The sequence below is a fragment of the Flavobacterium fontis genome, assembly GCF_900129405.1.
GTDB classification, from domain to species: domain Bacteria; phylum Bacteroidota; class Bacteroidia; order Flavobacteriales; family Flavobacteriaceae; genus Flavobacterium; species Flavobacterium fontis.
Genome location: NZ_FQVQ01000015.1, coordinates 33,682 through 46,259 on the forward strand (window position 1 = coordinate 33,682; position 12,578 = coordinate 46,259).

Annotated in this window: 16 protein-coding genes; 10 read left to right on the forward strand and 6 right to left on the reverse strand. The window is 40.8% G+C overall.

The genetic code is table 11. From position 1 onward, the window contains the following. Positions 1 to 8: 8 nt before the first annotated feature. Genes BUC17_RS11560 through BUC17_RS11570 form a run of 3 tightly spaced genes read right to left on the reverse strand, consistent with a single transcriptional unit; the run spans position 9 to position 1,943 of the window. Positions 9 to 551 (reverse strand): RNA polymerase sigma factor, encoded by a 543-nt coding sequence (locus BUC17_RS11560; protein ID WP_073364634.1) that lies wholly within the window; start codon positions 549 to 551, stop codon positions 9 to 11. Between the two features lie 54 nt (positions 552 to 605). Beyond that, positions 606 to 1,709 carry a GyrI-like domain-containing protein gene (locus BUC17_RS11565; RefSeq protein WP_073364637.1) on the reverse strand — a complete coding sequence of 368 codons (1,104 nt, stop codon included), beginning with the start codon at positions 1,707 to 1,709 and terminating at the stop codon, positions 606 to 608. 45 nt (positions 1,710 to 1,754) lie between these two features. Next, on the reverse strand, positions 1,755 to 1,943 hold the full coding sequence (locus tag BUC17_RS11570; protein ID WP_073364640.1) for a hypothetical protein: 189 nt from the start codon (positions 1,941 to 1,943) through the stop codon (positions 1,755 to 1,757). A 74-nt stretch (positions 1,944 to 2,017) separates the two neighbouring features. Between BUC17_RS11570 and BUC17_RS11575 the strand changes: the two genes are divergently transcribed. The 3 genes from BUC17_RS11575 to BUC17_RS11580 are packed head-to-tail and all read left to right on the forward strand — an operon-like array spanning position 2,018 to position 3,395. Continuing rightward, the gene (locus BUC17_RS11575) at positions 2,018 to 2,404 is read left to right on the forward strand and encodes a pyrophosphohydrolase domain-containing protein (RefSeq protein WP_073364643.1); all 387 of its coding nucleotides are present in this window, start codon (positions 2,018 to 2,020) and stop codon (positions 2,402 to 2,404) included. Between the two features lie 14 nt (positions 2,405 to 2,418). Continuing rightward, entirely contained in the window at positions 2,419 to 2,619 is a 201-nt protein-coding gene (locus BUC17_RS14015; RefSeq protein ID WP_143161790.1) for a hypothetical protein, read from the forward strand. Positions 2,620 to 2,624: 5 nt separating this feature from the next. Beyond that, positions 2,625 to 3,395 (forward strand): hypothetical protein, encoded by a 771-nt coding sequence (locus tag BUC17_RS11580; RefSeq protein WP_073364645.1) that lies wholly within the window; start codon positions 2,625 to 2,627, stop codon positions 3,393 to 3,395. Between the two features lie 9 nt (positions 3,396 to 3,404). Here the strand turns inward: BUC17_RS11580 and BUC17_RS11585 are convergent, their stop codons facing one another. Together BUC17_RS11585 and BUC17_RS11590 are read right to left on the reverse strand one after the other, a co-directional pair. Then, positions 3,405 to 3,983, reverse strand: coding sequence for a hypothetical protein (locus BUC17_RS11585; protein ID WP_073364648.1), 579 nt, complete (start codon positions 3,981 to 3,983; stop codon positions 3,405 to 3,407). A 19-nt stretch (positions 3,984 to 4,002) separates the two neighbouring features. Next, complete coding sequence (locus BUC17_RS11590; protein WP_073364650.1) at positions 4,003 to 4,500, reverse strand: GNAT family N-acetyltransferase; 498 nt, start codon at positions 4,498 to 4,500, stop codon at positions 4,003 to 4,005. Positions 4,501 to 4,906: 406 nt separating this feature from the next. Between BUC17_RS11590 and menD the strand changes: the two genes are divergently transcribed. Further along, positions 4,907 to 6,565 carry a 2-succinyl-5-enolpyruvyl-6-hydroxy-3-cyclohexene-1-carboxylic-acid synthase gene (menD, locus tag BUC17_RS11600; protein ID WP_073364656.1) on the forward strand — a complete coding sequence of 553 codons (1,659 nt, stop codon included), beginning with the start codon at positions 4,907 to 4,909 and terminating at the stop codon, positions 6,563 to 6,565. 18 nt (positions 6,566 to 6,583) lie between these two features. Then, positions 6,584 to 7,411: a CvfB family protein gene (locus tag BUC17_RS11605; protein ID WP_073364659.1), complete on the forward strand. Its 828-nt coding sequence runs from the start codon at positions 6,584 to 6,586 to the stop codon at positions 7,409 to 7,411. Between the two features lie 59 nt (positions 7,412 to 7,470). Here BUC17_RS11605 and BUC17_RS11610 read toward each other — a convergent pair whose 3' ends face one another. Then, on the reverse strand, positions 7,471 to 7,896 hold the full coding sequence (locus BUC17_RS11610; RefSeq protein ID WP_073364661.1) for a PH domain-containing protein: 426 nt from the start codon (positions 7,894 to 7,896) through the stop codon (positions 7,471 to 7,473). 217 nt (positions 7,897 to 8,113) lie between these two features. On the opposite strand from BUC17_RS11610, the gene BUC17_RS11615 reads away from it, so the two are divergent. From BUC17_RS11615 to menA, 5 genes are read left to right on the forward strand one after another with little or no spacing between them, the layout of a single operon-like run. Further along, entirely contained in the window at positions 8,114 to 8,953 is an 840-nt protein-coding gene (locus BUC17_RS11615) for a 1,4-dihydroxy-2-naphthoyl-CoA synthase (protein WP_073364663.1), read from the forward strand. A gap of 12 nt (positions 8,954 to 8,965) precedes the next feature. After that, positions 8,966 to 9,571, forward strand: coding sequence for an outer membrane protein (locus BUC17_RS11620; protein ID WP_073364665.1), 606 nt, complete (start codon positions 8,966 to 8,968; stop codon positions 9,569 to 9,571). Positions 9,572 to 9,581: 10 nt separating this feature from the next. Continuing rightward, positions 9,582 to 10,097: a PH domain-containing protein gene (locus BUC17_RS11625; protein WP_073364667.1), complete on the forward strand. Its 516-nt coding sequence runs from the start codon at positions 9,582 to 9,584 to the stop codon at positions 10,095 to 10,097. Further along, a complete protein-coding gene (locus BUC17_RS11630) occupies positions 10,097 to 11,596 on the forward strand; it encodes a PH domain-containing protein (protein ID WP_073364669.1) in 1,500 nt (499 codons plus the stop codon). The genes BUC17_RS11625 and BUC17_RS11630 overlap by 1 nt, the downstream gene beginning before the upstream one ends. Before the next feature lie 14 nt (positions 11,597 to 11,610). Continuing rightward, positions 11,611 to 12,576 (forward strand): 1,4-dihydroxy-2-naphthoate octaprenyltransferase, encoded by a 966-nt coding sequence (gene menA, locus BUC17_RS11635; RefSeq protein ID WP_073364671.1) that lies wholly within the window; start codon positions 11,611 to 11,613, stop codon positions 12,574 to 12,576. Positions 12,577 to 12,578 lie beyond the last annotated feature (2 nt).

Consider the following 12,578-nt stretch of genomic DNA (forward strand, 5'->3'; position numbering starts at 1 on the left):
GGATTGGTTTAATTTGTTTTAATAAATTCTTCAATTTTTTTTACCGCGTGATGGTAAGAGGCTTTCAATGCCCCTACCGATGTGCCAAGTATTTCCGACATGTCTTCGTATTTTATCTCCTGAAAGTATTTCATTTTAAAAACCAATTGTTGTTTTTCGGGCAAGCGAGCAATCGCCTCTTGGAGTTGCAATTGAAATGCTTCGCCTTCAAAATATACATCAGTTTCCAATTTAGCCAATGCTTTCTCTTGCCATTCGGAATGCGTGAATCCTTGACGTTTATTTTTTTGTTGTAAAAAAGTTAGCGACTCATTCGTTGCAATTCGGTAGATCCATGAATACAACTTGCTCTCGCCTTTGAAATCTTTTAAGTAGGTATGTACTTTGATGAAGGTGTTTTGCAACACATCGTCGGCATCATCATGATCCAAAACAATACTTCGAATATGATAATATAGGGGTTTTTGATAGTATTGGAGAAGTTTTCCAAAAGCCGCGTCTCGGGTTTTCGGATGCAATAGTTCTTGAATAAAAGCTTTTTCGTTTTCCAAACTACTTTTTTTGATTTAGACCTTTTAGAAAACAAAAGGTTTAAAACAGCTTTGTTAAGGCGAAGGATTTGAATTTACTGCAGGCTCATTTGGCGTTACTACAGCGACAGTATCTTGGATTACAGTTCGCGGTTGACGCGTAGCGGTGGGTTGCACAGGAAGGTAAACTTCGGTCATCCATTGGGAAGGGTGGGGCGTGTCTTCCCCATTTTTGCGGTATATTTCAATTACATTCAAATGGGTTAATCGCGCCCATTTTTTGGTGTTAATGTATTGAATCCCTTTATTCCACGCCTTTTGTAAATGCGAATAATCGCCTTTCAATTGCACGCGTAACGCTTTGAATGGTGGAAGCACTCCAAATGCAATATCACTGCCCTCCTCAATGGCAATGGTGTCCTTTACGGGAATGCATACCGAATAATCCACAACACGGGCTTCTTTGTCCCATTTGTGATAGATGATAAAAGGTTTTCCGGTAGTTTGAACGGCATTTTTTTTGAAAAACCATTGCATTTTAGGCAAGGTTGTTTTGATACTTCGGGTTAGATTTTTTGCTTTACACCGCACAAATTGTTTCAAATAAAACACACGCGGTTGATTGACCAATCCCATCACTTTGACTTGAAACGTCTTTAACTCTCGCGAAATACTTTTCTCTAAACCTACCAAAGTCCTTTCGTATAAATTACCCATTGACGATTGCACTCCTCCTTGAAAAAAGGCTTTGATTTTTGAATTAAAGTCCAAGGTTCCTTTGGCTGTTAATTGAACTTTTGTACCGCCCAAGGTATCTTTAAATTGCCAGGTATAATGGGTAAGTTGACCGTTTTCATCGCTCACATAGCGCAATAATTCGGCATCTTTGTATTCTAGCGTTTTTAAATTTCCATCCCGACTTCCCGTCCACTCGGCATGCGCATTTTTACCCGATGAACTTTCGGGATATTTAAATTGTGTTCCTTGATGTTCTACTATCCAAGCGGCAAAGGTTTCCCAATTACGCAAATCATTGACATAATCAAATACGACAGCGCGTTTGTTTTTGATGTAAAGACTTTTCGTTACAGAATAAGAGGGCTTTTGGGTGGCAACAAAAACTGCAGTGCCCAATAAAAAGAGTAAGGCAATAAAAAATAAGTAGCGTAAAATCTTCATAACCGCAGCTTAGGTGGGTAAAGGTATGAAAATTAATAGGTCTTCTTAATGCTTTGTTGCAAATTTTATGACAAATAAAAGGGCAATAAAGGCAAAAAAGGCAATCAAAATCTTATAATTTCCTTTATAAAAAAGTTGATGCAGTGCTTTGTCTTTTCGGTAGGCAATAACCATGGCAATGACAAAAGCAATAACAAAAAAAACCGCAAACACCAATTGTCCTTTTGTAAACATAGCAAAAATAGTTTTCAACAAAGGTAGGTAATCCGTGGGATTCTTTTTACTTTGTCGTGGTAAAAAAATGAGTTATGCAACGACAATTAGAAGCCGTAGCTGAATTTCATCAAGCCTTTGGTTTGGGAATTCGCACTACCCCTACAGCCGACCTTGGCGAGTCCACCCATCTTCTTCGATTTAATTTAATGAAAGAGGAAAATGAAGAGTATTGGGAGGCAGTACAAAACAAGGATTTAACTGAGATCGCCGATGCTTTGGGTGATATGCTTTATATTTTATGTGGAACCCTACTGGAGCATGGGTTGCAGCATAAAATTGAAGCGGTTTTTGAAGAGATCCAACGCAGTAATATGAGTAAATTAGGAGCCGATGGTAAACCCGTGTACCGCGAAGATGGTAAAGTCATGAAAGGACCCAACTATTTCAAACCTGATGTAGCCAAAATACTCGAACGCTAATTTGACGTAAATCCATGCGACTCCCGTTTTATCTCATTCTCCTCATTACTGGATTTATTCTCCTGCGGTTGGTTTACGTGGTTCGAGGATATCGCCGCTACAAGCGTTCGGGGCAGTTTCGTTATTTTAGGAACGAGCTCCTCTACACGGCACTTTATTTGTGTTTGCTGTTTGGTTTTATTTTTTGGGCACAAGCCAACAATGTTTCTTTTTAAAGAGTATGCGAATTCATGTTTTTTTTGGGGTACTACTGCTATGTTTCGGGTGTAAAGAACCTCCGAAAGAAGTGGCTGCACCCCAGAAAGAGATACTACTGCTTGCACGCCACGAATCGGGAAATATCGTAGAATACCGACACGAATTGAAATGGTATACGGACAGCACATTTGAATACAATTCTAAAGCCAAAGATCACGGGCACACCAAATACGAAAAGTTTGAAGGGAAAGCCTACCTCCAATCGGATACACTCCATTTTAGTCGAAAAGACATGAATGGATCGGGCGGTAAAGCGGTTTTCAAAAATGGGATGCTGGAGTTTGTGGGAGAAACACAAAATTTCCGGTTGGATGTACTTCAAAACAAAACGGCCCTACGTTCGCTTATCGACCTACATCCTTTTCCTGATTATGCTGTTTTTACCTATTCGCCCAAAAAAAAGGACCGAAATACACCCTATGATTTAAGTGAAGAAGAGTTTGAACGGGTGCGTGAGTTGATTGCTTGTGTTTTTGACGAACAAAAAGACGTAGTAAAACCGTCAAACGATTATGTTAAACAATGCATTCCCTACCGTAACCGCAAAGGCGACCTTGAAGTACGTGTCTATTTGCATTGTAAGAACGCTCTAGACCCTAGCGCTTTTCGTTACCAACCCCTAATTCTCAGGGATGTTGGAAATTGTAGCGTGACTTTTGTACTGTCGTTTAAAGCAAATTATTACGTGGATTTTAAAGTTGCCGATACCCCTGAAATCCCTGCAGAAAAATAAGTCTGTGCATTAACTTTTTTCCCGTGAAAGAAATGCCTTGGCCAATTCCATTTTTTCGGTATCCCATTCGATATTTTCAATGTGATGGGTAATGCCATCTTTGGTTTGTAGCGTTATCGAATCGCCATCGACTTCAAAATGCAATATACTGTCCTGCGGTAAGGTGTTGGAAAAAGTAGTTCCCACAATCAACAAACCGTCTCTCTCCCAACGAAGATAGGTGTTGTTGGGTTTTTCAAAAGCATTCGTTATCAATACGAAAGCAAAAAACACACTCACTGTTTCCAAATGATAGGATTGTTCAAAAAAATGCAATCCCAAGCCGGTAAAAATTAATAAAGCAATACCTGCTACCAAACTTAACGATAGAATCGAATGGTGTGTTTGTCTTGGAATGATAAAGGTATTTGCATCAGGTAATGACGGGAACCAAATCGGGACAACAAAAAAAGCCACGTTGTAAAGGATGGTGAGCATATAACTCAGGGTAAAACAGACTTCTATTTTCCAATAAAACCCACAGAATAAAGTGATGCTTTGAAGTAAAAAAGCACAAATTTTAAGTACAAAGGGTAGGGGATAGTTCATATCGGTTGAATGTAAAGCATTAGTTAAGGATTAATTGGACAAAAACACTGTGCAGCCAACGGTCAAATTTGAATCCGGTTTCCTTGAGAATACCTTTTACTTCAAATCCCATACGTTCATGAAAAGCAATACTTGCCGTATTTTCAGCATCAATAACACCAATCATCGTATGAAATCCGTTGGTTCTTGCTGAGGAAATCAAAGTGGATAGGAGCGCTTTGCCAATTCCTTTCCCTTGCCAATCTGGATGGGTGTAAACAGAGTGTTCTACAGTAAATCGATAGGCTTCACGAAAACGAAATTCGCCATAATAGCCAAAACCAACGACTATATTTCCGTGGGTAGCTACAAAAATGGGAAACCCTTTTTGCAATTTTTCATCAAAAAGTGCAACTTGCTGCGCTGCCGTTCGCGGGTTGTAATCATACAATGCTGTGGCATTCAAGATATTGTAATTGATGATCTCGAGTAAAGGCTCCACGTCGGAGGCCGTGTAAGGTCGAATCGTAATTTCCATGCCCAAAAATACAAATTAAAAACAGGTATTTCTACGCTAATTGAACTCCTTTGCATCGCCTAGCTTTGCAGGGTATGACTTTGATAATGCTCCTTATCGAACAAGGCAGTACGGGATTTTTGATTCCCTGTCTGCAAGATCAAGGGAGGTTCCTAGGGCCGGCTTTACTGACTTTTGGCTTGGTTCTGGGACTAACCTTGGGCTACTATTTAATCTTTCAATGTCCCAAAACGCATCGCGATCGCTGTGTTCAATTGCGCCGAATGTTGTTTCTCACGGGAATATTGTTTCTCTTCTTTCTATTTTTTTCAGATACCTTTTAAATACAAACGTCCGTTATAATTTTCTCAAAAAGGTTTCCCATTCCTGAAACCCTTTGTACCTTTGTGGTCCATTTTGAATTACCATGGTTTATCCTAAAATTCCTTTGGCACAATCGGTTATAGAAATATTCCGGCAGCAAGGGATTCAACATATTGTCATTTCACCGGGTTCGCGTAATGCACCGCTCACGCTCGGTTTTACATTGCAATCCTTTTTTACCTGTTACAGCATCGCAGATGAACGATCGGCTGCTTTTTTTGCGCTTGGAATGGCGCAACAATTGCAAAAGCCCGTTGCTGTCGTTTGTACTTCGGGTTCGGCCGTACTTAATTATTATCCCGCTGTAGCAGAAGCCTTTTACAGTCAGATTCCCCTAATTGTCGTTTCCGCCGATCGACCCCCGTCCAAAATTGATATCGGTGACGGTCAAACCATTCGTCAAACAAATGTCCTCTCGCAGCATACCGTTTATAATGCCAATTTGACCGAAATGGCTTCAGTGGAAAACGATCGACTGATTTATGAAGCTTTAGAAGCCTCTATGACACAAAAAGGTCCTGTGCATTTGAATGTTCCTTTTGAAGAGCCCTTGTACGAAAGGGTTCCTGAGCTTACCGTAACCGTGAGTTCGCCTCCCGTAAAAAACAAAGAAGTTGAGGTGCTGGAGTCGTATGTTCCTTTTATAGAGCAATGGAATAAGGCGCAACGCAAATTGGTTTTGGTGGGTGTTCATACGCCCCATTCCATCGCTACCGAGTTGTTGCAGCAGTTGATGCGCGATCCTTCGGTATTGGTGATGACCGAAACTACATCCAACCTGCATCATCCCGATTGTATTGATTCGATTGATACCCTGATTACTCCTTTTGAATCTACAGAAAAAGAGGCTTTTCAACCCGATATTCTGCTCACTTTTGGCGGAATGGTGGTGTCCAAGCGTATCAAAGCGTTGTTGCGAAATTATGCTCCTCAAGCACATTGGCACATAGACCCGCTTCGGGCGTATGACACGTATGGATGTTTGACCCATCATTTTAAAACCACACCAAGCCAATGGTTAGCTACTTTTTTACCCCAAACCCAAGCGGTGACAAGTTCGTATCAGGATACTTTTTTAACCCTACGAAATCATCGCCGTCAAAAAGCCTCGGAGTATCTGGCTGATCTCCCTTTTTGTGATTTAAAAGTTTTTGAAAAACTGTTGCCACACATTCCTCCATACACGCATTTGCAGGTAAGTAATAGCTCGGCCATTCGCTATGCCCAATTGTTTGCTACCGATACCCGCGTTGAGGTTTTTTGCAATCGCGGGACAAGTGGTATCGATGGAAGCACGTCGACTGCGATTGGCGCGGCGGTTGCGAGTGGGGTTCCTACAACATTAATCACAGGGGATATCAGCTTTTTATACGACAGCAATGCCTTGTGGAATGCTTATATTCCCAAAACGTTTACTTTAATTGTCATTAACAATGGCGGTGGTGGAATTTTTAGAATTCTCCCGGGTCATGAAGAAACGCCCACATTTACGACGTATTTTGAAACATCTCATTGTTTTACAGCGCAACATTTGGCAGCGATGTACGGATTAGATTACCATTCAGCTTCCTCCGAACCAACGCTTGAAGCCGCATTAGCCACTATTTTTGGGGAACGTGAGCGGCCACAATTACTAGAAATATTTACCCCAACACAACAAAACGATCACTATTTACGTACCTTTTTTAAATCTTTGGTTTAAAAATAAAAACCACACCTCATGCAAATCGGAAAGACCAATGAATTGACTATTGCCCGCGAAACCACAGTCGGCTTATTTTTAACAGACGGCACTTCAGACGTATTATTGCCCAGAAAGTATCAACCCAAAGTGTATGCTGTGGGTGAAACGCTTGAGGTATTTGTCTACTTAGACCATATGGAACGCCCTGTGGCGACTACGCTAAAACCGTATGTACATGTCAATCAGTTTGCCCATTTGAAGGTGAATTATATCAATGCTTACGGTGCGTTTTTGGATTGGGGGTTGGAAAAAGATTTATTTGTTCCATTTCGTGAACAAGCCCAACCCATGGAAACAGGCAAAAGGTATTTGGTATACGTTTTTTTGGATGAAAAAACCAATCGATTGGTAGCTTCAAGTCGTATTCACCGTTTTGTAAAAGAAACCGATGTTGCCTTGGAACAGGGACAAAAGGTAAATGTGATGATTACCCATTTTTCGGATGCCGGTGTCAATGTGATCATCGAGCATCAATACCGCGGGTTAGCATTTCAAAATCAGGTTTTTGATGAAACATTGCGTTTTGGAAAAACTTATACGGCCTACGTCAAACAAGTACGTCCTGACGGGAAAGTCGATATTGTTTTTCAACCGATGGGGGAATCGTTAATTGAAGCTGCGGTGCAAAAAATTCTTGCCGAACTTCATGCGAATCGTGGCTTTTTGGGATTGCATGACAATTCGCATCCAGAGGACATCAAAACCGTTTTGAAAATGAGCAAGAAAACCTTCAAGAAAGCCATTGGACAACTTTACAAAGACCGCCGTATTTCTATTGAAGAGCAAGGGATTTTTTTAAAATAAAATCGTATAAATGAGTGATAAGTTCTGCACTATTGAACGTAGCTCGATGAAACCTAAAACTACAATATTTCTATTGTAGGATTGATTTTTTTCAGTTCGTGAAGAAAAGTATCCGCGTGTTGTGGCGATACGAAAATATCATCAAATTGATTGTAGGTAATAATGAAACCGTTGATGTCTAATGCAGGTTTCAAGGTCACGGGAACAAACAATCCTTTGTGTTTTTTGATGGATTTGATAGCTCCTACCGGAATCCGTCCCCGGATGGGACCCGAGCGGTAAAACAAAAAGTTTTGTCGCAACACATATCGGGTATCCAACAACACCCAAACAATAAATCCAACAGTTAGTCCAATAACTAAAGCTGCCATAAAAGGAGTTTCTCCTTCTTGATACGCCATGTAGAGCAGTCCTAACATAGAAGCCACCAACAACCAAAGTAGGGAAGTGGTGTAAGCGTTTTTGGTAGAAAAAAAACGGGTCATACGATGTAACTTTAGGGTTTAGGGCTTTTTACCCTACAAAAATAAAGAAATCCTCTAATGGAAAGCGAAAAAGGGTTAAAAAAATCGTTGTATTTGTTCGGTTTTTATTCGGTGATTTTAACCAAATTTAGGATTTGATTTAGCGCACTTTTCTCGAGAATAAATGTATTTTTACGTTTTGGTAAATAATGAAGTTAAATAAAAATACAGAAGACCTATGAGTGCCATCGCATGGAAAACGGTACGTGAATTTGAGGATATTACGTATAAAAAATACAATGGAGTTGCCCGAATTGCTTTTAATCGTCCCAATGTTCGTAATGCTTTTCGTCCAAAAACTACAGCCGAATTATTAGAGGCGTTTCACGACGCTCAGGAAGATACCTCAATTGGGGTTGTACTTTTGTCGGCGGAAGGACCTTCGACCAAAGACGGAATTTGGTCGTTTTGCTCTGGAGGAGATCAAAAATCACGCGGCCATCAAGGCTATGTAGGGGATGATGGGTACCATCGCTTGAATATTTTAGATGTACAGCGAATGATTCGGTTTATGCCCAAAGTTGTCATCGCTGTGGTTCCCGGATGGGCCGTGGGAGGCGGACATAGTTTGCATGTGGTGTGCGATATGACATTGGCCAGTAAAGAACACGCCATTTTTAAACAAACCGATGCCGATGTGACCAGTTTTGACGGCGGATATGGTTCGGCGTATCTCGCTAAAATGGTTGGCCAAAAGAAAGCGCGGGAAATCTTTTTCTTGGGTCGGAACTACTCCGCGCAAGAAGCTTTTGAAATGGGCATGGTGAATGCGGTTGTCCCTCATGAGGCGTTGGAACAAACGGCGTATGAATGGGCGCAAGAAATTTTAGCCAAATCACCAACGGCCATCAAAATGCTAAAATTTGCCATGAATCTTACCGACGATGGTATGGTGGGACAACAAGTTTTTGCCGGAGAAGCTACCCGTTTGGCCTACATGACCGACGAAGCCAAAGAGGGTAGAGATGCTTTCCTTGAAAAGCGAAAACCGAATTTCGAGAAAAAATGGTTGCCATAAAATCAGCGCATTATGTTTCGTTATATAAAGTATAGTTTGTTTTTTATCGTGGGTGTTTTACATGCCCAAGAGGACATAAAAACCATAGAAAAACCGTGGCGCGTTGGGCTGCATTATGTGGGAAATATTCGCAATGAAAATGTGTTTAGTGCGAGTTACAACGGCGTTTTGGGTGTAGACGTTTCTTATGTTTTTGCCCAAACACAAGGCGTCGATTTTCGTGCTGCCATTGATTTACATTTTTTATCGGGTCGTGATGCCGATCGAACCTTTACACGATGGGCCGTCAACGATATGGTGATGCTAAATCCCACCCTTGGGGCATCGTTTAAACTGAGTAGTAAGTTTCGTCCGTATGCTCATATTGGCGTCGCCCTTTTTAAAATCAAGTCCGAAATTCCTCGTTCCAGCTTGCAATTGAATGATCCGTTTGACCCTGTATTTACGCCGGGTGCTACCTTGGAACAGTCCAAAAGTTTTCATGCGCTAACGTTACAAGCGGGTTGGGAATGGATTCTTTTTTCGGACGTGCAAATGCGCATGGGGTATACCTATTTACCTATTGAAAATAATGTAAATGGTCATTTGTTAACTTTCGGCTTGGGGTACCGATTATAAACTATGTTGTATGGAATTTACCAATGAACCTTTAACCATTGAGCAGCTCCCACAATTTGAGCACGTTCCTTTGCAACCCCTGCAGGCTTCGTATGCCAAAGTCGTTGCGCTCCAAGCATTAGGTTTTGATTTGGTTCTTTTGCTTGTGGCTTGTTTTGTTTATGCCAAAGCCGATGACTTTTCATCGATGGAAGCCCTTGTTTTTTGGGGCGGGAGCTTGCTATGCATCGGATTGGTTGCGGTTATGATGTATATTAGTTATCGAAAAAAAGCGTATGCCTTTCGTGAACATGATGTACTTTTTCAATACGGAATTATTTCGACCAACACCAAAATCATTCCCTACAACCGCGTGCAACACGTGGCCTTACACGAAGGGTTTTTGTCGCGAAATTTCGGGTTGGCACAAGTCGAAATTTATACTGCTGGCGTCCATGGAGGCGATATCAAGATTCCTGGAATTTTGAAAGAAGATGCCGAACGGATTAAGCAATTGTTGATGGGTAAAATTCAAAAAGAACTCTGATGGACTTTCAGTTTCAAGAACCCCAACAACAATCCAAAGTAGGGGTGCTCCTCCTTTTTCTCGATTCATTGCAAAAAATTTTACGTGCCATTGCGCCGATCATTTTAATCATTGTATTAAAAGGAGGGACTCTCAGTGCCTTTATTTTGTTTATGCTTTTGATGGGTACCTTTTTATTGGTGGCTTGTATTGCTTACCTGCGGTTTACCCATTTTACCTTTCATATTGATCGCGCCTTAGGTGAGTTTATTGTCTATGATGGTATTTTGACGAAAACAAAGACCGTCATTCAACTGTCAAAAATTCAGCAAGTTAATCTTACCCAGAATCTGTTGCAACGGTTGATTGGCGTGTACGGAATTCAAGTGGATACCGCTGGAGCTGACCGTCATGAAGCCCAAATCAAAGCTGTTTCTCGCTCGGTGGCGTTGGCCTTAAAAAAAGCATTGATCGAAAATCAAATGGCTGTAACTGCCGAAGAAACGCTCGAAGATCAGCCTGAAAGTATAACCCCAAAGCCCTTTCTCAAAATTCATTTTATCAGTCTGATAAAAATTGGAATCACCTCCAACTATATCAAAAGTGTGGGTTTAATTCTAACCTTCTTTTTTTCCATTTGGGGGAAATTGCACGAAATTGGAGAAGAAGCTTGGCTTGAGGAGAAAATAGCAGAACAAGATTGGCTATTTCAATCGGTAATTTATTCGATTGTGCTCGGAATTGCAAGTCTTTTTACCTTAGTCTTTTTGATTAATCTAGGGCGAACGGTATTGCGCTATTTTAACTATACCATGCAACAGCAGCAGGGCTCGTTGTTGCTTTCCTTCGGGTTGATCAATACCAAAAATACAGTGTTGCGTCCGTCACGGGTGCAATCGGTGGTTGTTTCTCAAAATTATTTTCAAAAAAAGTTAAATGTGCTTGAGATGAAAATTCGTCAGGCCATAAGCGATGAAAAAAATCATCAAAAAGACCGAATTGAAGTCCCAGGCTGCAATACTCGCGAAAAAGAAGCGATTTTGGAGTTGATCTACGGACATCAACCGCCTATGGGTTTGGTGATGAAAGCCAACTGGCGGCGTTTGGTTTTTAATCTGTTCCTCACGGTAGTTCTTCCCGTAATGGCTGCCATCTGTTTTAAACCTTATTTTGAAGAGGTTTCCAGTAGTTTGTTTTTTGGCGTGTTGGCAGTTTATACAATTTTGCTCTCGATATACCATTATTTTTCGTATAAAAATTATACGTTTTATGTGGGTGATCAGTACATTCATCGTCGCTCGGGTGCTTGGGATATTGCGGTTGACATTTTAGAAACCGACAAAATTCAGGCGATTACAACCTCACAGTTGTTTTGGCATAAAAATTTGAATATCGGGTCGGTAACTTTGCATACCGCAGCAGGAAATATCAGTTTTTATTTAGCTAACTTTGACACGTTAAAACAGTATGTCAATCGTTGGCTTTACGGTTTAGAAAGCCAAAATCACAATTGGATGTAATAAAAATAGCGTTTATGAAACAATGGATTGAAGCCGCTCGGGTTCGCACTTTACCACTTTCCATTTCGGGCATTTTAGTCGGAAGTTTTTTTGCGATGTCCCAGTCCCGATTTAACTGGAAAATTGTCATTCTTGCCCTCACAACTACGGTGGGACTACAAGTGTTATCCAATTTTGCGAATGACTATGGTGATGGGGTGAAAGGAACAGACAATGCAGATCGAGTGGGACCACAACGTGCTATACAAAGTGGGGCAATTACGCCAGGCGCCATGCGATATGCTATTTTTGTAACGGCTTTTCTCACTTTGGTATCGGCCATTCTGCTAATTTACAAAGCCTTTGGAGTCAAGAATTTTTTGTACTCTCTAATCTTCTTTGTCCTTGGGATATTGGCTATAGCTTCGGCCATTCGTTATACGGTAGGTAAAAATCCTTATGGATACCGCGGTTTGGGCGATATTTTTGTTTTTATATTCTTCGGATGGGTTAGTACCGTTGGGATTTCTTTTATGATTTTAAAAGAATTGAACCCCGTTTTATTTTTACCGGCAACCGCGATTGGATTTTTAAGCGTGGCGGTTTTAAATTTAAACAATATGCGCGATGAAGCCTCCGATCGTAAAGTGGGAAAAAACACCTTGATTGTTAAAAACGGTGGGGCTTGGGGTAAAAAATACCATCAGTTTTTAATTATCGCTGCCATGGTCTTGTTTTTGGCATTTGCGTATTGGTTTGATAGGCAATATGATGTTAATCCCCACCACTTTAATATTGACAACTATTTCTTTGTGGTGTTTTATTTGCCTCTTATTTTTCATTTAAAACGCGTGCGTCAAAACACCGAACCTCGTTTGTTGGATCCAGAGTTGAAAAAGGTAGCGCTAAGTACCTTTTTTATCAGTGTCGTCATGGCGTTGCAACTTATTTTCTTTTTCTCCGACGAAACCTTGTACTTGCTTTCAACATTATTTGAATAAAA